At 32.9% G+C, this 19,846-nt stretch carries 17 protein-coding genes; 1 reads left to right on the forward strand and 16 read right to left on the reverse strand.

The window, feature by feature from the left end:
- Window positions 1-483: 483 nt before the first annotated feature.
- The 16 genes from FYJ55_RS07205 to FYJ55_RS10835 form a co-directional block, all read right to left on the reverse strand.
- Entirely contained in the window at window positions 484-2,358 is a 1,875-nt protein-coding gene (locus FYJ55_RS07205) for a DUF2207 domain-containing protein (RefSeq protein WP_154556257.1), read from the reverse strand.
- On the reverse strand, window positions 2,339-2,884 hold the full coding sequence (locus FYJ55_RS07210; protein WP_154556258.1) for a LemA family protein: 546 nt from the start codon (window positions 2,882-2,884) through the stop codon (window positions 2,339-2,341). Before FYJ55_RS07210 ends, FYJ55_RS07205 begins: the two co-directional genes overlap by 20 nt.
- An 82-nt stretch (window positions 2,885-2,966) precedes the next feature.
- On the reverse strand, window positions 2,967-3,665 hold the full coding sequence (locus FYJ55_RS07215) for a hypothetical protein (RefSeq protein ID WP_154556259.1): 699 nt from the start codon (window positions 3,663-3,665) through the stop codon (window positions 2,967-2,969).
- Window positions 3,666-3,866: 201 nt separating this feature from the next.
- On the reverse strand, window positions 3,867-4,754 hold the full coding sequence (locus tag FYJ55_RS07220) for a glycosyltransferase family 2 protein (protein WP_154556260.1): 888 nt from the start codon (window positions 4,752-4,754) through the stop codon (window positions 3,867-3,869).
- Window positions 4,755-4,763: 9 nt separating this feature from the next.
- On the reverse strand, window positions 4,764-5,408 hold the full coding sequence (locus FYJ55_RS07225) for a glycosyltransferase family 2 protein (RefSeq protein ID WP_154556261.1): 645 nt from the start codon (window positions 5,406-5,408) through the stop codon (window positions 4,764-4,766).
- 35 nt (window positions 5,409-5,443) lie between these two features.
- Window positions 5,444-5,614, reverse strand: coding sequence for a hypothetical protein (locus FYJ55_RS07230; RefSeq protein WP_154556262.1), 171 nt, complete (start codon window positions 5,612-5,614; stop codon window positions 5,444-5,446).
- 261 nt (window positions 5,615-5,875) lie between these two features.
- Complete coding sequence (locus tag FYJ55_RS07235) at window positions 5,876-7,417, reverse strand: glycosyltransferase family 2 protein (protein WP_154556263.1); 1,542 nt, start codon at window positions 7,415-7,417, stop codon at window positions 5,876-5,878.
- 40 nt (window positions 7,418-7,457) lie between these two features.
- A complete protein-coding gene (locus tag FYJ55_RS07240; protein WP_154556264.1) occupies window positions 7,458-7,628 on the reverse strand; it encodes a hypothetical protein in 171 nt (56 codons plus the stop codon).
- 15 nt (window positions 7,629-7,643) lie between these two features.
- Window positions 7,644-8,954, reverse strand: coding sequence for an accessory Sec system glycosylation chaperone GtfB (gtfB, locus tag FYJ55_RS07245; RefSeq protein ID WP_154556265.1), 1,311 nt, complete (start codon window positions 8,952-8,954; stop codon window positions 7,644-7,646).
- Window positions 8,948-10,429 (reverse strand): accessory Sec system glycosyltransferase GtfA, encoded by a 1,482-nt coding sequence (gene gtfA, locus FYJ55_RS07250; protein ID WP_154556266.1) that lies wholly within the window; start codon window positions 10,427-10,429, stop codon window positions 8,948-8,950. The genes gtfB and gtfA overlap by 7 nt, the downstream gene beginning before the upstream one ends.
- A 20-nt stretch (window positions 10,430-10,449) precedes the next feature.
- Window positions 10,450-12,759, reverse strand: a complete 2,310-nt coding sequence (secA2, locus tag FYJ55_RS07255) for an accessory Sec system translocase SecA2 (protein WP_154556267.1) — start codon at window positions 12,757-12,759, stop codon at window positions 10,450-10,452.
- A gap of 1 nt (window position 12,760) precedes the next feature.
- Entirely contained in the window at window positions 12,761-13,192 is a 432-nt protein-coding gene (gene asp3, locus FYJ55_RS07260) for an accessory Sec system protein Asp3 (RefSeq protein WP_154556268.1), read from the reverse strand.
- Window positions 13,185-14,696: an accessory Sec system protein Asp2 gene (gene asp2, locus FYJ55_RS07265; protein ID WP_154556269.1), complete on the reverse strand. Its 1,512-nt coding sequence runs from the start codon at window positions 14,694-14,696 to the stop codon at window positions 13,185-13,187. The genes asp3 and asp2 overlap by 8 nt, the downstream gene beginning before the upstream one ends.
- The gene (gene asp1, locus FYJ55_RS07270; RefSeq protein ID WP_154556270.1) at window positions 14,683-16,269 is read right to left on the reverse strand and encodes an accessory Sec system protein Asp1; all 1,587 of its coding nucleotides are present in this window, start codon (window positions 16,267-16,269) and stop codon (window positions 14,683-14,685) included. Before asp1 ends, asp2 begins: the two co-directional genes overlap by 14 nt.
- Window positions 16,270-16,281: 12 nt before the next feature.
- Window positions 16,282-17,466, reverse strand: coding sequence for a hypothetical protein (locus FYJ55_RS07275; protein WP_195836691.1), 1,185 nt, complete (start codon window positions 17,464-17,466; stop codon window positions 16,282-16,284).
- Between the two features lie 68 nt (window positions 17,467-17,534).
- Window positions 17,535-18,278, reverse strand: coding sequence for a hypothetical protein (locus FYJ55_RS10835; protein WP_195836692.1), 744 nt, complete (start codon window positions 18,276-18,278; stop codon window positions 17,535-17,537).
- 91 nt (window positions 18,279-18,369) lie between these two features.
- On the opposite strand from FYJ55_RS10835, the gene FYJ55_RS10840 reads away from it, so the two are divergent.
- The coding region (locus FYJ55_RS10840) for a hypothetical protein (protein WP_229771129.1) at window positions 18,370-19,846 on the forward strand (1,477 nt) is incomplete at its 3' end.

A 19,846-nucleotide genomic window follows, 5' to 3' on the forward strand; every position in this document is an offset into this window, starting at 1 on the left:
AATTTCATCTAATCATCTCCAATCATTTTATAGATTTTTTAGACTGTACTCTAAAAACTCTAATTTTCTATATAATTGTCGATTTTTTTTGAATGATTTTCAATCCATCATATTACTTGGCGCTTACTAACTTTCATGTGTAATGTGCTAAGTAATTCTAAAATTATCAATTTTTCCAAATTTATACCTTAAACTTACGACGTATACGTCGCTAGTACAAGGTGAACACTTTTTTTCAAAGATATTATTTCAAATGTCACATCACTAGATCATACAATTTCTAGTGAAAGACAACCATTATAAGCATATAGACTCTTTATTTTTTCTACAGTAATGAATATGTACGAAATATGCATTCGTGTGAAATCCCCCGTTTATTATTGAACGCAAAAAAGGTAGGTGCACAACACCTACCAAGTTACGCGGGCTCATCACCCTAAGTTCATGAATCAGTAGCGGGCTCATCACCCTAATACTCATCTCTTACCAGCTTCCGCCGCCTCCGCCACCGGCGCCTCCACCAGAGAAGCCACCAAAGCTAGAGCCCATGCTGTCAGCTGTACTTTTCATTTGTTCTGTTTGATAATCCAATAAATTTTGATGGATTGGTTGATACATACTTCTTGTCAGCATTCTGTAATAGAAATAAGAAGAGTATGGATCTGAATAATACGAATCATACCAATCTGGTTGTGCCAAAGGAATCGTACTAAACTTCTTTGTCCACATTTCAGAAAGTCCAAATACCATCGCATATGGAATGACATCATAGTAATATGAAGGATTTTCCATAGACAATCTTTCCAATTGTGGTACTTCTGCTTTTTCAACAAAGTCTTTAAAACCTAATAGCTCAGGAGCCACACTTTTAAAGTAATCACTCACTACATTAAATCGAGGACACAATAGAATTGGAAGTGAAACTACCACAATGCCTATCATCATATATTCAAATGGAACAATACTTAGAATAGATTGACATTGTCGATATATAAAGTATGCAAGAATCAAAATAAACGCAGCACTTAATACTTTCTTTAATACACCAAGTTTATTCTTGTTAAATACATTTGTTGCCGCTGCAGAATAATTTAAAACCATCATAAGCACAAAGCTAAATGTCGCAAGAATGGTTTCAATCAAATTATCTACAATACTATATCGAGTATTGAATAAGATACTTACAATCATACAAATCATGGCTAGAATGCATGTCACAAACCCATGATCAATCGTCGAAAGTTTTTTATCACCACTAAATTCATCATTCAAAGCTTCTTTGGCATCATCCATAGCCTTACCAAACTTACTTGATAGTTTTGATAATTTCACACTGTTTTTTGTTTGAAACAAACCGTTATAAATCTTCTTTTGATGTTTTAAAATAGGCGGTTCATGATTCTCTTGCTTTGTAAGAACCAAGTCATCCTCCGTTTCAGAAATGGTTAAATACCCTTTACTAGCCCAATATGGAATCAAGGCCATTAAATCCTCTTGATCCACAGACTCATCCACAATCGTTCCCACCATAGCTGGATCCATATCTTTTGGTGGATAGAAATTCACAATTGGTGTAATATGCGTTTTCTTTAAAAGAAGAGCACGAATCAAACTGTATAGGCCGAATAAAACAGTTAAACCTAAAAAGATAAATGGAATCTTTGAAGTGGTTTGTTTGGCATCCACAAAATAGCCTTGTCTTAACTCACCAAAAAGAGTAATAGCTTGTTTGGCACCAATATCATAGGCAGAACCACGAATCGAAGTCGAAGTAATAATGGGAGTCACATTTAAATCATTCGATTGATTTCCTAGACTTCCACTAAAAACTTGAATGTTTGACATTTCTTTTTCTGTCAAAGCCTTTTCAAACTGAATATCAAAATTAAAATGTGAAATGGTTGTATTCCAATTGTTTCCAAGTACGGAATAATAAATAAAATCCAAATCAGAATGATAATCTTCTGGAATGACAATCGTATAAGTCAACGTATACGTATGAGGGCCAATAATCGTATAGTCTTCACTCCCAATTTGAATCACACGATTTCCAGAATCATAATCTACATCATATTCATCATTGAATACATTGATATCTTGAATTTTTAACTTATACTTTTCATCCCGATTGATATACATCGTTTCTGGAATATTACGATAAATACCATGACGATAACTTGAGAAGTTGACATCAATCACTTCTTTTACATCAATCGTATTGTTTGAATGATATATCGCATTTACATTATAGTCATCAATCGTATACCCTCCATCATCAGCATATACATCGATACATCCAAAGCATAAAATAAATGCGAATAAGAAGGCCAAGACCTTCTTAAAATTTAACTTGAACATTTTCTCTTTCCGAAGTATTGGCCACTTCAAACATTGTCTTCTTTTCAAAATGGAATAAAGATGCCACAATATTTGTCGGAACACTCATAATCACATCATTATATTCACGAACTAATGCATTGTAGTATTTACGAGAATTTGCGATATCCTCCTCTACCTTCTTCAATTGATTTTGAAGATCCATAAAATTCGTGTTGGCCTTTAAATCCGGATATTGTTCCGCCACCGCAAAAATACCCTGAATGGCATTTGTGATCTTATTTTCACTATCCATAACATCCTTAGAAGTTTTTGCCATATTTCTTTGGGCAATCACTGAACTCAATGTATCCGCCTCATGTTTCGCATATCCCTTCACGGTTTCCACTAAGTTTGGAATCAAATCAAAACGCTTCTTCAAATACACATCCATTGTAGAGAAGCCTTCATCCACTCTATTTAATAAACGAACAAGCTTGTTGTAGCTTGACATCACAAACAATACCAACAAGACGATTAATACAATAACAACAATAATTAAGATCATAATAAAATCCTCCTGACATGATTATACCTCAAATACACAAAAAAAAGTAGAAGCATAACACTTCTACCCTTACTCATATATATTACCAGTCTGTCGCAATATCTAATTGAGTATCTGAATTTTGCGTAAAACTACCTGTATCACAGACGATTCCCTGTCCTAATGAAGTATCTACAATAGATCCTCTAGGATACTTATTTAAATCGGCTGCCACAATAACATAATCCCCTAACATCTTCACACCATCTTCACGAACCCAATAATTATCATTGTTTCCCATACCACGCATAATGTCGACTACCCCTGACATATTTAAGTTGTAGTATGTTTCCTTTCCATTAGGCCCATAATATACACCACCCGATGCAGTAAGTGCATTCGCATTACTTACATATTGTGTGTATGATGGTTGCGAATAAATGACCTGAGTCACCGCATTATAATTATTTTGAACGAATGTTACATCATTCAATAACTCCGGCTGCTCTAAGATCATTTCTTCAACGCTTTTCGACTCTTCTTGTTTCTTGCTAGATTCTTCCTCGATATTTTGAATCTGTTCTTCGAATTTCTCTTTTAACTCTTGAGTTCCGTTTTTTGTATCCACACGCATTAAAATGTTTATATCCGCATTATTCGTTTTGGCATAAACCTTACTTTCTTCCCCAATAACTGATGATGTTGTTAGTACTGTTAACGCTAATGTCGACAACAATATACCCGAAACCAATCCTTTTCTTACTACACTACTCTCTAAATTTTCTTCTTTTATAAAGTTCAAAACACCCTCCAATCTTCCCCCTTGGCCTCATAAAATACGAGGCGGTTGTCCACCAAAAAATGAACAACAACACTTAATACTATACACAATTCTAAAAAAAAAGCAAATTTTAGCACTAAAAAAGGCCGTTTCATACCAAAAGTGGCGAGAACGACCCATTTGTAAGCGATGTTTTCAAAAAGAAACAAAAACACTTAAAATTTATTTATGCAATATATATGCAGTACTTTCAATTAAGAATTTACTATCCTTTCCAACAATATTTTGAATAGCTTCTACCTTTGGCTTCATATCCTCACTAACATTTCCAAAATAGAAGATCCATGATTCAACCTTCAAATCATGACTAACCAACATCTCATCAATATCCTTACAATAAATTATATCAGATGATAGTGATGAATTTGTTTCTCCCATCATAATCGGATACCAATTCATATAGTAAGATTGATTCTTTGCCAAAACCATTAATTTACCCGTATCACTCAACATATCCTTCAGTACAGAAAGATACTTTGATAACTCATCCTTCTTGATCTTAGAACAATCTAACGCAATCAAATCAAACTTCATAAATCTAAACGGATTGTTCTCTATATCAAAATAGTGTTCAATATGCACTCCCTCTAAATGCGTAGATATCGTTGCACATTGTATAGATTGGCCTAAGCCATAAAAGTCAATATCTGGATGTTCATATGCTAAATGCGCCATTCTAGCACCCATTTCACACTTCACTTCTAATAATCTGGATTCATTATTTGCTTTTTTTAAATAATCGCCAAAAAAAGCATAAGAAAAGTCAGAATGTAAATAATAAGATGAATCAAAATCAGATTTGATATGATATTTTTTCTTTAATTTCATATTATTATTAAACATCAATTGTTTTCTTTCTTCACTTATAAATGATTTTCCTCCTAAATGTATAATAAACGAGTTATGAACCAATACATTTTGATATCCAGCTTTTAAAACTCTTAATCCATAATCATCATCTTCATAATTTCCAGGAGAAAATTGTTCATCTAACAATCCAACAATATTTAGTACTTTTCTTTTTATTAGAATCGCAAAACCAATTAACATTAATTTGTACTAATATTTTTTTTCACATACATTCGTCTTTAGTCCAAATTTTTTGTATTCATCAATTGTTAGATTATCCTCAATTACCGTTTGATTATTAGATGCATTATTAGTTACACAACCAACTGCACCATAGTTATCTCTTTCATATAAACCCATACGTAAAGTGTATAAACTATTAGCACAAAGAATCGTGTCATTATTCAACAAGAAAATATCATTTTCTTTTCTTGAGGCTTTGATTCCAATGTTGCAACCACCTGGAAAGCCTGCATTAAAATCATTTTCTACTAACACAATATCATCTTGTTGTCTAAGATATTCAACACTATCGTCCTGAGAATTATTATCTACGATCACAATTTCTCTAGCAGACTCTGGTGTTGTTTCGCGTATGCTTTCAATACATTGTTGTGTTAATTGACGATTATTGTAACTTAAAATCACGATAGAAGCCGGTTCTACTTTACCTTGTCTATATGCAATTTCATCTAGTTTATTTTGAATTTCAATTCGAATCAATTCGTCTTGACAATAAAATAACGCGTTTTCGTATGTTAAATATGCTTGTTTTAAATTCACATTTTCTAAATACTTTGCGTATTCAAAATATCCTTTGTAATCCAATGGGTTTTCTTTAATTTTCTCTAACATAAACCACCTAAAAAAAGGCTTAGATCACTCTAAGCCTAGAATCCTACTACATTTAAAACTGCTGCAATAGCCCAAATAGCTGCCATAATCAAGTTTAATACTTTACTAAATTTCTTATCACTTAAGTAAGCTAGAGTAACACTGTATAAACAACAGATTGCCTCCAATACAACGATTACCATTAATGTGTTAAATGTACTAAACATAAAAACCCTTCCCTCCTAAACATTTGTATAATTAATACAAACGTACATTAGCATATTTTTTTAAAGACTTCAACTTTTGTGACATTTCCGTTAATGCAAAAACATGGAATTTCATGTTAGGCAGTGCATTTACTAACTAATCCAATTTCCCAATATGATCAGAGTTTGTACAAATCAAGGCATTATTAGAATGCTCATTTTTTTCTTGATAATTAAATATCTAAACCATACTTAAATCTAAAAGAATTTAATTGAAATTTATTATCTATGTATTGTATACGCTACGTTTCTAACTGTAATCTTATTTTCAACACCTACAACTTGTTCAATTTGTAATATTTTTTGTTTTAAACAATCATCGTCTATATTACCATAGTAAAATGTCCAATTTTCAGTTATAAAGCCATCTTTCTCGATAATATCTTCCAAATCTTTACAATAAACATATTCATCAATTCTATTCTTTATACATTCACCATTAATTGTTGGATACCAATTTTCATAATACGATTTATTTTTTACGAAAACCATTAACTTAGAATTATCATTTAACATATATTTTAAAGAGTCTAAATAATAATTTAATTCATTTTTTTTAATTCTTGTTGTATCAAATGCAATAAAGTCAAATTTTTTATTTTTGAAAACATTATCATTAATATCATGATAATACGCAACATTAATACCTTCTAAATGAGATGTGATAGACGCACAAGATACCGTATTATTTAAACCATAAAAATTTAATTTTGGATACAAATAAGATGCTCGTAATATAGCTGCGCCCAAATCACATCCAACCACTAAGACATCACCACTATTTGGTACTCTTCTAATCTCATCCAGATAAAACGCTACATTTGATTCTGAATGTGTAAAACAATAAAAAGAATTCTCATCTTTAAAACTATATTTAGAAATTAATTTTTGGTAATTTTTCATTAATATCCCACTATAATCTACTTTTTTAAACGAAACCGTGCCTAAATGTATTATAAAAGAATTATAGACTAATACATTCTGATAATTTTCTTTTATAATACGTAACGATAGATCATCATCTTCAAAATTACCCGGGAAAAATCTTTCGTCCAAAAACCCTGTCTTTTCCAAGACATTTCGTTTAATTAACACCGCAAAAGCTACTAACATCAATTTTATTTCGTTTCTTTTATTTATAACATTATTTCTTAATCCAAATTCTTTTAATTCATTAATAGAATCACTTTTAAATACTGATTGTAGATTCTCGCAATTGTTTGTCACGCAACCAGCAGATCCATAATTCTCTTTTTCATATAAACCCATACGTAAAGTATATAAACTATTAGCACAAAGAATCGTGTCATTATTCAACAAGAAAATATCATTTTCTTTTCTTGAAGCTTTGATTCCAATGTTACATCCACCTGGAAAGCCTGCATTAAAATCGTTCTCTACCAATACAATATCATTTTGTTGTCTTAGATATTCAACACTATCATCTTGTGAATTGTTATCTACTATCACGATTTCTCTTGCAGTCTTTGGTGTTGTTTCGCGTATGCTTTCAATACATTGTTGTGTTAATTGACGGTTATTGTAACTTAAAATCACGATAGAAGCTGGTTCTACTTTACCTTGTCTATATACAATTTCATCTAATTTATTTTGAATTTCAATTTGAACCAATTCATCTTGACAATAAAATAACGCGTTTTCATATGTTAAATACGCTTGTTTTAAATTCACATTTTCTAAATATTTGCCGTATTCTAAATATCCTTTATAATCCAATGGATTCACTTTTATTTTTTCTAACATAACTCTCCTCAAGAAAAAGGCTTAGATTTTATTCTAAGCCTTAAAAACCAACAACGTTTAAGATAGCTGCAATAGCCCAGATAGCTGCCATAATCAAGTTTAAAACTTTGCTAAATTTCTTATCACTTAAGTAAGCTAGAGTGACACTGTATAAACAACAGATTGCCTCCAATACAACGATTACCATTAATGTGTTAAATGTACTAAACATAAAAACCCTTCCCTTCTAAATATTTCTATAATCTTGCACATTTTGTGTCATAGCCATTTTTCTTTGTCTTTCTATATTTAAATCTAAGTGAGACGCATCCTGAATCACTTTTACCATATTTTGGTAGTCATTCGCATCAAAGACAAACTTTGATAATACATATTTGCGATTATGGATCGTTTGATTAAATCCAAGAATCAACAGGTTATGTAAGAATGCTTCTTTAGTGGCATCCACGATCTCATTTTCATAGTTGACATCTAAGAAGTAGTCACACATATTAAATAAATCTAAGATTTCATTTGCCGTGCATCCTGGATACAAACGTACATTACCGTATTTTTCAAAAGACATCAACTTTTGTGACATCTCCGTTAATGCACAAACATGGAATTTCATGTTAGGTAGTGAATTTACTAACTCATCCAATTTCTCAATATGATCTGAGTTTGTACAAATCAAGACATTATTAGAATGTCCATTCTCTTTTTCAAAGTTATATACATAACCCAAAGGTTTGACAATTTTACTATTTGCACCTAAAGAAATTAATTTCTCATACGCCTCTTTCTTCTGAACATAGATCTTAGAAGTTCGTCTAGAAGTACCATCCAAGATCACCTGCATATTTCCAGGAATATCTTCTCTATAACCCTCTTGCCAGAACAAGACATCACTATGTTCACGATCTTCTAAACTTTCCGATACAAAGAATGGATTGGATAAGGAGTTGTAAAATAATCTTGTTGGATATACATCCAATTCCGTAAATAAATGTTTCGCAAATTCGACTTTATTCTTAAAGATATATACCTTATCATCTTGATTTAAAATAATGTCATGCGTCACAAAATTCTCAACCACTTTTTCATTACCTGAAACATCATAATAACTTCTAGATACAAGCTGACCTTTCTTATTAAAAATCGTTCTCGCATACAAGAAACCATACTTATTGTAGTGTTCACTCACACGAGCTACATGTGTATCATCATACCAATCTACAATTTTGACAAGTCTTTTATGTAAAGGAGAAGTAAAGAAAATCTTACCTCTTTCATGATTTAAATCAAAGACTTGACCACCCGTATTACTCGCCTTGATTTCCCAATAATCCGGAACATCAATCTGGTTAAAATATCTAGGCTTTCCACCCTCTTTTTTACCACAATAATACGTGTAAATACTCATGACATCCTCTGGTAAATATCCATCATCACTAAATGTAATAATAGGACCACTAAATCCAGAAGAACGCATACTTTGATAAAGCATTTGACTATCTTCATCAAAATTTTCTAATAATACAACTGGAGTTTCTAACATACAGCTTCCCTCCATTTTTCCTGTACATTACTAGTTAAGAAATCTTTAGCTACTTCGTAAGATACTTCGTGACATTTCACAAGATCTTGTTTAAATAAATCCACAATACCTTTTCTTAAAGCCTCAATCTTATCCTTATCCTCTTCAGGTAAAGATATTAAATAGCCATTTTCACCATCACGAATAAATGTAGGATTTCCATAACGAACATCAAAACCAATAATTGGCAAACCTCCACCAACAGCTTCCATTAAAGTAAGTCCAAATCCTTCACTTGTACTTCCCGCAATATAAGCCTCATAATTCTGATACACTTCACTTAAATCATGTTGACCCATTAAGTGAATATAACTTGATGCATTATTCTCGCGAATTATGTTTTCTATTTTTTCTCTTTCAACACCTTCGCCATAAATATCTAATTGTAAATTTGAAACTTCTGCACGAGCTTGAATTACAGCCTTACAAATCCAGTCTACATGTTTTTCACTTGCCAAACGACTTGCCGTAATTAAAGAATAAGGTTTTCTTCCTTTTTTGGGATACTTCAATTCCGGTAATGATCCCACTGGAATCGTATATACACAAGGTTTCATTCCATAATATTTCTCAAACTGTTCAATCATTAAATCACTCTGTGCTTGTGTTGAACAAATATAGAAATCAATATGTTTATGCATATTAAATTCATATTCATAGAAGTTATTCCATAAGATATAATCCTCATTTGTATCTTTTTCACTAAAGTGATCCGCATGCACGACCGTACCTACTCTTGCAGGTTTACAATTCATAATAATGGATTGACCAATATCTGTAGAACGATCAATTAATACTACATCATCTTTTGTTAAATGTAATTGAGATACCATATATCCTACAAATTCTTCTTTTGAACAAAGAATCTTATCTTTAAATTTATACATCACTCGATCATCATCAATGATTTCTTCATAGGCAACACTACCATCCACATTAAAGAAACGACGATGGTATAAATGAGCCTTATTATCTAATGGCGCATAATATTCTGAATACACACGTCCATATGTAAAATAATCTTTTCGAATCAAGAAACCATTTGAAACCAATTCTACGCGATGCACAAAATCATCATGATCATTGACCATATAAGCTGTATAGAAATTATTATTTCCACCAAACACATAACGACAAATCTTTCCTTCTCTAGATTTCGTATATTCCATATTACTAAATGTTTTTTCCAAATCACTTAAAGTATATGTCACAGGCGCCGTTTTAAAATCCGTAAAGAACGTATATAGCCAAATAACTTCCGAATCTTCAAAACCAATATTCTTTGTCATATGCTCGATATTTTCTTGTGGAAACATATCTGTAAATACGAATTTCGCATCAACACCAATATTTCTAAACATTCTAGCACGATAGATCTGGGCATATTCAACACCACTACTTGCCCAGCCAATGCCTAAGTTAAAATTATAAATCATAACCCTAAAAACTCCTTTCCTTAAGGATACAATATTATCATCTCGTTGTCTTTACCAAATGAAACTTCTCCCAATAAAATATTACGAATCATCGCTTTTTTAATCGATTTTTCCATATCTTCAAATGAAATTCTCGCTTCTCTTTGATATTCAAACAACAAATTACGTTGAGCTGTAGAACGTCCAGATATCGCAGCCTGTAGTTGCTGCAAGTAGTCAACTTCTTCTACCCAACCTTCATCCAAAGCACTTAATGTACAGAGCCTACAATATTCAGAAAAACGTTTTCCTAATAATTGCTTCTTATCATTAAATGCCCTATTTGCATATTGCTTTAAATATTCTTTTTTATCAGCAGTAGATATTGAAAGTTTTTTTAAACGATATGATAAATTATCTAATATATATCTATTCATTAAAAAATCATCAACATTTTTATGCTTTGCAAAAAATTCATCAATATTATTTCCAACAATTTGAACTAAAACATTTTCATCTAAATTCTTACCATCTATCAAATCATTCCTTGTTTTATACATAATAGTTCTTTGACGCTGCATAACACTATCGTAATCGACAGAACTTTTTCTTTGGAAAACCGATGACTCCGATTTGATTTTCTGTGATTTATTAATTAATTTTTTAATTCGACGCTTAGAAATATGTTTATCCTTCTCTATATATTTTTCTAAGAAATCATCCCCTAATATTTCACAAACATCATCCTCTAATGATGTATAGAAAATAGAGACACCAGGCTCTCCCTGTCTTCCAGCACGACCTCTAGCTTGTCTTTCATCACGTGTATTATTCATTCGTCCAACACCAAGTACACAAAGGCCACCTAATTCTTTTACTCCAGGCCCTAAGTGGATATCTGTACCACGACCAGCCATACTTGTAGCTACTGTCACAACATTTCTTTGACCTGCTTCTTTAATAATTTCAGCTTCCCAGAACGCATTATTCGCGTTCAATACACTATGCTCAATATTTTCTTGCACTAATAATTTAGACAACATTTCCGTATCCGAAATCAAAGACGCAATTAGTAACACTGGTTGTCCCGTATTATGTCTTTTCACTGTTTCTTTAATAACCGCATCAAATTGTTCTTCACTCGTTTTAAAATACTTATCTGGCAAATCCTTTCTAGCCAATGGTTTATTAGGCGGAATAACCACAACTTGTTTGTGATAAACTTCTAGAAGTTCATCTTTTCCATCCGCAATCGTACCACTCATACCTGACATTTTAGGGAATAAATTAAATAAATTTTGATATGTGATGGCAGCAACTGAACGTTGTTCGTCACTTAACTCCAAATGTTCTTTTTCTTCTATTGCCTGGTGAGAACCACCACGAAGCTTCATGCCATTTAATTTACGCCCTGTACTCTTATCCAGTAAGACCATTTCTCCTTTATCTGTCACAACATAATCAATATCTTTATCAAATAAGAAATGTGCTCTCAAAGCCAAAACTACATGTCTAAGAATATCATAATTTTCTTTGCCATATAAATTTTGAATACGGAAATAACGTTGTACATATTCAACGCCTTTTGTTGTTAACCATACCTTTTTATCTTCTAAGGTATAATGAACATCTTCTACTAAAGTAGTGACAAAAAAATCGGTAATACCATATAAATTAGACTGAACACGAGGAGATCCCGAAATAACTAAAGGCATACTAGCACTATCTAAGAGTACTGAGTCAGCCTCATCAATAATAACATAATAGAAATCTCGCATAAATCGATCTTCTTTTGAACGAACAAGATTATTGATTAAATAGTCGAAGCCTAATGCACCATGTGTTGTATATACAATATCTGCATTGTATACATCCTTCTTTGTCTCGTTATCTAATTTTTCGTTTGTATCGCGATTAACACCTGCTTTTACACTTAACCCTAAAAACTTATAAACTTGTCCCATTTCCTCGGCATCACGAATTGCAAGATATTCATTTGCCGTAACCAAAATCGTACTTTTACCAGTCAATCCATTTAAGTATAAAGGCATTGTCGCTGTTAAGGTCTTTCCTTCACCTGTATTCATTTCACATAAATAACACAAATGAAGAGCTATACCACCTAAAATCTGTACATCATAAGGAAACATACCTAATACACGATAATCGGCTTCACAACATACTGCAAACGCTTCTGGTAGAATATCTTCCGTAGTTTCACCTGCTAATAATCTTCTTTTAAACTCATTTGTCTTATTTTTTAATTCATAATCACTAAGTTCTTTAACCTTTTTACACTCCTCTTTGACTTTACCCAAAAGAAAGTGTAATCTCTTATCAATTTTATTCATTTTACCCTTCCTTTTCTGTAATTACAAAAGAATGAAAATGCATCTTTGTACCACCCGCATTAATTAATTGCACACGATAGCTATATGTCTTTAAAGGACACTTAAAATCCATTTCCGGTTCACGAACAATCAATGTCCCGGCCTCATTTTCATAACGATCATAAAACACCATTCGTATTAAATACGATTCAAAATCACTCATATTTACTTGGATATGATAAGAACTCTCTCCATCAATAATTGGAAGTGATGGCTCTGTTCTCATCATCTGATAATTTACCTTTGAATACCATTCCTTAATAACCGTTCCAGGAGGCATCAATTCATTCTCAACTTCAACATCCTCGCGAGAATGAAACGTTATTTTTGAACCATATAAGTAACCGCCAAATAAATATTCATTCCAATATATTTTCCATTTACCACTATGCATTACCATCACCATCTCTACCAAAATCTTCTTTTAAAATCTGATTGTATTGGCTTCTAAACCATTCTACTACAGCATAAGTATTATCATTGTGGCGACCATGAATTCCTCTTCCAATGACTTCAATTCCAGTATTCTTTATATGTCCAATCACATTTTTATATGTATTAGGATCATAATCATCTTCAATCAAATAAGACATAATAAATTTAGAATGCGACCAATCTGTTTTATCAAATTTAGTCCAAAATCTGTCATTTATAGATTTTATCGCATTCGTGTCCATACTATTTGTGTTTTTTTTCAATACATCTAAAGAAGTTGGAAATATTCCAGGTCTTTTTATTCTTTCATTTTCTGCAATGTCCCCTAAACTACCTAGTGGCTTACCTAAAATTAAGGCGTGTGGTCTTAATGTACATCCATAATATAAAGATCCAAAAGTTCCCATAGATAGCCCAGATAATATTAATTGAGATTCATCAAAACCTAGCAAATCTAAATATTTTTTTATACCAGAAATCACCAAAGATTCATATTCTTCATCACCCAAATAAAAGGCTCCTCCTGTAAGACGTACATCTGTAACTAATAAAAATGGTGCACCCATTCTTTTCATCATATTATAGCCTTCAAAACTTTCCTGGTTTTTCCAACCACTAAAATATACATTTAGAGGTGGTTTCATATCACCTGGCTCAAAATACATAAAGACTTCTTCCCTTTTAGACGTCACAAATCTTTTTCCACCCGGGAAAAACACGCCATAGGATTTTCTAGAATGTCGATCATGTAGATTAACTATTTTAAGCATACCTTTACCTTTTGCGAGTAATGAAACAAAAATAGGACCATCCATTTTTTTGTTTTCTATTGAAACTACCGATTCCAAATCTATTTCATTAAAAACCCATCGATTTTGAACTGTAGAAACAGAACCAGATTGAAATTGTTCAATTTTTAATTGTATATTCACAGTAGAATCCTTATCATATTCTAACCAAAAATCAATAACTTGTTCATTAAACAAAGGAACATTCATTCTCCAATAAGCAATTTGATAAAAGTCATCTCCGTATTCTCCATTAAGTAAAACTCCGTTATATCCATCCCAAGTAATTGAACCACCAAAACTTTGGGATATACTTAAAGTTAATGCATTAAACTTTTCACCATAGCCTGAAGGAAAAAACAATTTAATATCATCATTTACAAATTCTTGAAGTTTATTATGTGAATAAATTTTGCCTACCCTTGATTTGAATATCCATTCTGTCCAATAATCTAATTCGACATTCTCCAATAAAAACAATGTATATGCACGAACCTTTTTTAATAAAATACGCGCTTCTTTTTCATTTACGCAACGATTTAAAACACATACATCATAACTTCTTTCAGTTGCTTTTTCTAAATCATTTATGTAATTCCACTCAACAAAGTCAGGAATATGAAGTTGTAAACTTAAGTCTTCATTTCCCACTTGTAAAACACTAATCTTGTTCAACTTGCTTCATAACTCCCTTCCATTTACGAATTAAACTAGCCGTATTATATTCTTTACTTAATTCATAAGAATAAATCACACACTTATTCCAATTGGTAATATTATCCAAATAATAGGTTAAACAACGAGGTATCTCAGATACATCTTCAACAATAAATCCATTATTACCATTGTGTACATATTGCGTTCTAAAAGAAACAATTTGCGGAATCGCACTACTAATACATGAAATCTGTAAGTATAGATCTGGCTGTGTTGTCACATCCACCATAATACGCTGTTCACGAATACATTTTGAAATACTCAATTCATCCACACATTGATCCACAAAGAACTTAATAGGAACCTTTTCATCTTCATCCAAATCAAATTCCGCTTTAAATTGTTCTTCTTTACGAGCCAATCTTTCATCCAAACCATTCACTTTTAATACATCTCGAACAAAATTTAAAACAGAATCTATACGATCCCAATTCGCATTACGCGTAAAGAAATGAACACGTGCTGTTTCATTTTTCTCAAAATACTCAGCGAATAAAACAATCAATGATTCTAATTTAGATTGTTCAATTGAATCAATCGGAACTAAGATATTTTGAACCGTCAATTGTTGACTTATCCCAAAATCGGCACGCGTATCAAAAGGTGTAATATCGACAATTGGTAAAATCTTTTCAGCATACTTTTCTAAAGGACGAATCTTATGTTTAGAATCGACAATACAATAGTTTGTACTTCGAATCAAAGATTTCAATTCTGCATCTTCAAATAATTCCATACGATTTTGATAGAAAGATAGAATGGTTTTTCTTTGCGTAAATAAATTTTCTAATAAATCATGATGCAGTGTATGCATAGCCAAACAGAAAATATCCGTTGAATCAGTCATTTCATCAAGATACGTTGAGAATACTTCTTCTATTAAAGAATCCATGGTTGTATATTTAATATCTACAAATTTAACTCTTTTATTATTGATTAAATAGAACTGATTATCTGGATTCACTTCGATATGTCCATCTTCATAAAATTGACAAATTTTCCAAACTCCATTTTCATTTAAATACTGTTTATAAACTGGTGTTTCTGAATCATAAACTATAGTTGCAGATAAGAAACCTCTATCGTCATAAATATTCTTACGAACCATAATTTCAGATTGAAATAAAAACACTTCAATCATGTTTCCGTCTTCTCCAAATTGAATTTCCGCATACTTTTGATTATTTACATAGGCTATTATACAAAATTGCGTATAAACAAACTCCGTATGTTCAGGCCACATTAAATCGTGAAATGACAAAATATCAATTTGTTTTCGTTTTATTTCTTGAATTGCATCAAAACATGACCAGTATGGTGCATGAAAAACACTCTGACGATGCAAAAAATGCCTAAAGTTCGGACTATAAGATAGATTTAAGATTTTATAATCCATGATTTTATTACGATTAAACATTTGAACCTGTTTAACCGTATCATCAAATTCTGTGACTGTACGGCGAGCAAAGAAATATTGTTCATTTTCTTTATATTCATTTCCATGATACCAGGAAGGTATAAAATAAATCATGCATATTACCTCCTATATAAATGGCTTATATGAATCAAAATCACGATAAGCTCGAATTTCTAAATATATACTACAGGCAAATCCTGAAAGCATCATAAATGTCGTTGGAAGCATTGCTACAGATGAATCTACAATTTCTTTGTATTGTAAATACATACAAATTGCTAAACATAAACACATAATACCTCCACTTAAACTACTCAGAATTAAAACCCATTTACGTAAATATCGTTTAGTTGCTTTTCCGGCAGGAACATCTACAATACAATCACCAGTCTGGAGAAGATCATCTGATAAGTCTTTTGGATTCACAAACAATAAACTTAATAAAACAGTAAATAAAAACATCAGGATTATATAAACACACATACCAAATACTGTTGATAAATTAAAATTTTTATATAGAAAATTTATTACATCTGATCTATGAAAATAATGAATAAACCCTATTATCAATTGTGGAATCATAAAAATAGCAGAACCAAACATTAAAGCCATAAATCCAACAGGATTATACTTAATTGCCAAATAATTCTTTTCGGCATGTATATTATGTACAGATACACGCTGTAAAGGAATTTTCTTTTCATGCATTTCCATAAATATCATTATAATGACCATAACAAACGATATAGATAACGGTATAGTTAAAGCATTCAATGAAGACTTCATAAATGTTTGGACTAAAGTTTCAGTCATATTAACAACAACAATTGGTGCAAAGCCACCAACACCATATTTTTGATTTTTCATTAATAAATATTGTGCAATACTAGCACCACCCATCAACTCAAAAATTACAACTAAAATACTCATTAAATTTCGATCAACATATTTTAATCCTATCGCATAAAAAATAGATTGAACCAAAGTTACAATAAAAGTAAGTGCTGTAATCCAATAATTCATCGTCTTAGGTGAAGTACGAGCTCTAGCCTCTTTTGATCGCATTGCGAATAAAATACTAATCACTAAACTTGCCGTAATATATGGTGAAATACCTAAACTCATGACATAACATTGTTTATTCGAACCGTTTACAGCTAATGATAATACTGCTCCTAAATCCAATCCCAAATTATCATATGCACTCATATCAATTCCATTTAATGGAATTCTATGACAAACAAAATAAATCACAATAATAACAATTGAAAAAAGACATCGATTTCTAACCAAATGTGTCTTTTCCTTCATAAACATCACTCCCAAATAAAAATAACAGTAACTAAAAGTTAGCTACTGTTATTTTATCATTATTTTATTTATTTATCTTCTTTTTCTTTAGAAGCATCATTTCTTTCTTTTGAGGCATCGTTTCTTGCCTTTTTAGAAGCATGTGCATTTACTAATGAAACCAATGCACCAACGATTGGTACCCAAGACCACCATACTCTATGAGTTACATCCAATGTTGATTTAGGCATCTTTTCTTTTTCGATTGTTTCAGTCTCTTCCTCAAGATTAGCTTTTGGAGTTTCATCCTCAACAACATCTTCAGTTACACGAGGAGCAACTTGTAATGGAGCACGAGTATCAACAACAACCTGACGGTATGTTACTTCGCCGCCAACTGAGCTTGTGGCAACACTGGTTGCATAGCTATCAGAAGAAGATTCAGAAGATCTAATACTATCAGATGCTGATAACGATTCGCTTGTACTCAAGCTTTCAAAAGTTGATAATGAATCACTCAATGAAATTGAAGTAGACTCACTCATACTTAAAGATTCAGACATTGATGCTGACAAACTTTCTGATTCAGAAACAGAGTTAGATTCACTTTCACTTAATGATGTAGAAGTACTTAAGCTCAATGATGTTGACTCACTAGAAGAAGCAGCACTAGTTGAAGCTGAAGTTACTGCACTAGTTGAAGCTGAAGTTACGGCACTTGTTGAAGCCGATGTAACTGCACTTGTAGATGCTGAAGTAACTGCACTAGTTGAAGCTGATGTAACAGCGCTAGTTGAAGCAGAAGTTACTGCACTTGTTGATGCTGAAGTCACGGCGCTAGTTGAAGCTGATGTAACAGCGCTTGTTGAAGCTGATGTTACAGCACTAGTAGAAGCTGAAGTAACTGCACTTGTAGATGCTGAAGTGGCTGCACTAGTTGAAGCTGAAGTTACGGCACTTGTTGAAGCCGATGTAACTGCACTTGTAGATGCAGAAGTAACTGCACTAGTTGAAGCTGATGTAACAGCGCTAGTTGAAGCAGAAGTTACTGCACTTGTTGATGCTGAAGTCACGGCGCTAGTTGAAGCAGAAGTAACTGCACTTGTTGATGCTGAAGTCACGGCGCTAGTTGAAGCTGATGTAACGGCGCTAGTTGAAGCAGAAGTCACAGCACTGGTTGAAGCTGATGTAACGGCGCTTGTTGAAGCTGAAGTAACTGCACTTGTTGATGCTGAAGTCACGGCACTTGTTGAAGCTGATGTTACAGCACTAGTAGAAGCTGAAGTAACTGCGCTTGTAGATGCTGAAGTAACTGCACTTGTAGATGCAGAAGTTACTGCACTTGTACTTGCTGAAGTTACTGCACTAGTTGAAGCTGAAGTTACGGCACTTGTTGAAGCCGATGTAACTGCACTTGTAGATGCTGAAGTAACTGCACTGTTTGAAGCTGAAGTTACGGCGCTTGTTGAAGCTGAAGTAACTGCACTAGTTGAAGCTGATGTAACAGCACTAGTTGAAGCTGATGTAACAGCGCTAGTTGAAGCAGAAGTCACAGCACTGGTTGAAGCTGATGTAACGGCGCTTGTTGAAGCTGAAGTAACTGCACTTGTTGATGCTGAAGTCACGGCACTTGTACTTGCTGAAGTAACTGCACTTGTAGATGCAGAAGTTACTGCACTTGTACTTGCTGAAGTTACTGCACTAGTTGAAGCTGAAGTTACGGCACTTGTTGAAGCCGATGTAACTGCACTTGTAGATGCTGATGTTACTGCGCTTGTTGAAGCCGATGTAACTGCACTTGTAGAAGCAGAAGTTACGGCACTAGTTGAAGCTGATGTTACAGCGCTAGTAGAAGCAGAAGTTGCAGCACTTGTACTTGCTGAAGTGACAGCACTTGTTGAAGCTGAAGTTACGGCACTTGTTGATGCTGAAGTGACAGCACTAGTTGATGCAGAAGTCACGGCACTTGTAGATGCTGAAGTGACGGCACTTGTTGATGCTGAAGTGACAGCACTTGTTGATGCTGAAGTTACGGCACTTGTTGATGCAGAAGTTACAGCACTTGTAGATGCTGAAGTTACGGCACTGGTTGAAGCTGATGTTACAGCGCTAGTCGAAGCTGAAGTGATCGCACTTGTACTTGCTGAAGTTACTGCACTAGTTGAAGCTGATGTTACTGCGCTTGTTGAAGCCGATGTAACTGCACTTGTTGATGCTGAAGTAACTGCACTTGTTGAAGCTGAAGTTACGGCGCTTGTTGAAGCTGAAGTAACTGCACTAGTTGAAGCTGATGTAACAGCGCTAGTTGAAGCAGAAGTCACAGCACTGGTTGAAGCTGATGTAACGGCGCTTGTTGAAGCTGAAGTAACTGCACTTGTTGATGCTGAAGTCACGGCACTTG

Source organism: Holdemanella porci (assembly GCF_009696075.1).
Lineage (GTDB): Bacteria > Bacillota_I > Bacilli_A > Erysipelotrichales > Erysipelotrichaceae > Holdemanella > Holdemanella porci.

Coding starts and splice junctions, on each gene's coding strand:
- FYJ55_RS07205 (WP_154556257.1), bottom strand. CDS start 2,358: ATGTTCAAGTTAAATTTTAAGAAGGTCTTGGCCTTCTTATTCGCATTT.
- FYJ55_RS07210 (WP_154556258.1), bottom strand. CDS start 2,884: ATGATCTTAATTATTGTTGTTATTGTATTAATCGTCTTGTTGGTATTG.
- FYJ55_RS07220 (WP_154556260.1), bottom strand. CDS start 4,754: ATGTTAATTGGTTTTGCGATTCTAATAAAAAGAAAAGTACTAAATATT.
- FYJ55_RS07225 (WP_154556261.1), bottom strand. CDS start 5,408: ATGTTAGAGAAAATTAAAGAAAACCCATTGGATTACAAAGGATATTTT.
- FYJ55_RS07230 (WP_154556262.1), bottom strand. CDS start 5,614: ATGTTTAGTACATTTAACACATTAATGGTAATCGTTGTATTGGAGGCA.
- FYJ55_RS07235 (WP_154556263.1), bottom strand. CDS start 7,417: ATGTTAGAAAAAATAAAAGTGAATCCATTGGATTATAAAGGATATTTA.
- FYJ55_RS07240 (WP_154556264.1), bottom strand. CDS start 7,628: ATGTTTAGTACATTTAACACATTAATGGTAATCGTTGTATTGGAGGCA.
- gtfB (WP_154556265.1), bottom strand. CDS start 8,954: ATGTTAGAAACTCCAGTTGTATTATTAGAAAATTTTGATGAAGATAGT.
- gtfA (WP_154556266.1), bottom strand. CDS start 10,429: ATGATTTATAATTTTAACTTAGGCATTGGCTGGGCAAGTAGTGGTGTT.
- secA2 (WP_154556267.1), bottom strand. CDS start 12,759: ATGAATAAAATTGATAAGAGATTACACTTTCTTTTGGGTAAAGTCAAA.
- asp3 (WP_154556268.1), bottom strand. CDS start 13,192: ATGCATAGTGGTAAATGGAAAATATATTGGAATGAATATTTATTTGGC.
- asp1 (WP_154556270.1), bottom strand. CDS start 16,269: ATGATTTATTTTATACCTTCCTGGTATCATGGAAATGAATATAAAGAA.
- FYJ55_RS07275 (WP_195836691.1), bottom strand. CDS start 17,466: ATGAAGGAAAAGACACATTTGGTTAGAAATCGATGTCTTTTTTCAATT.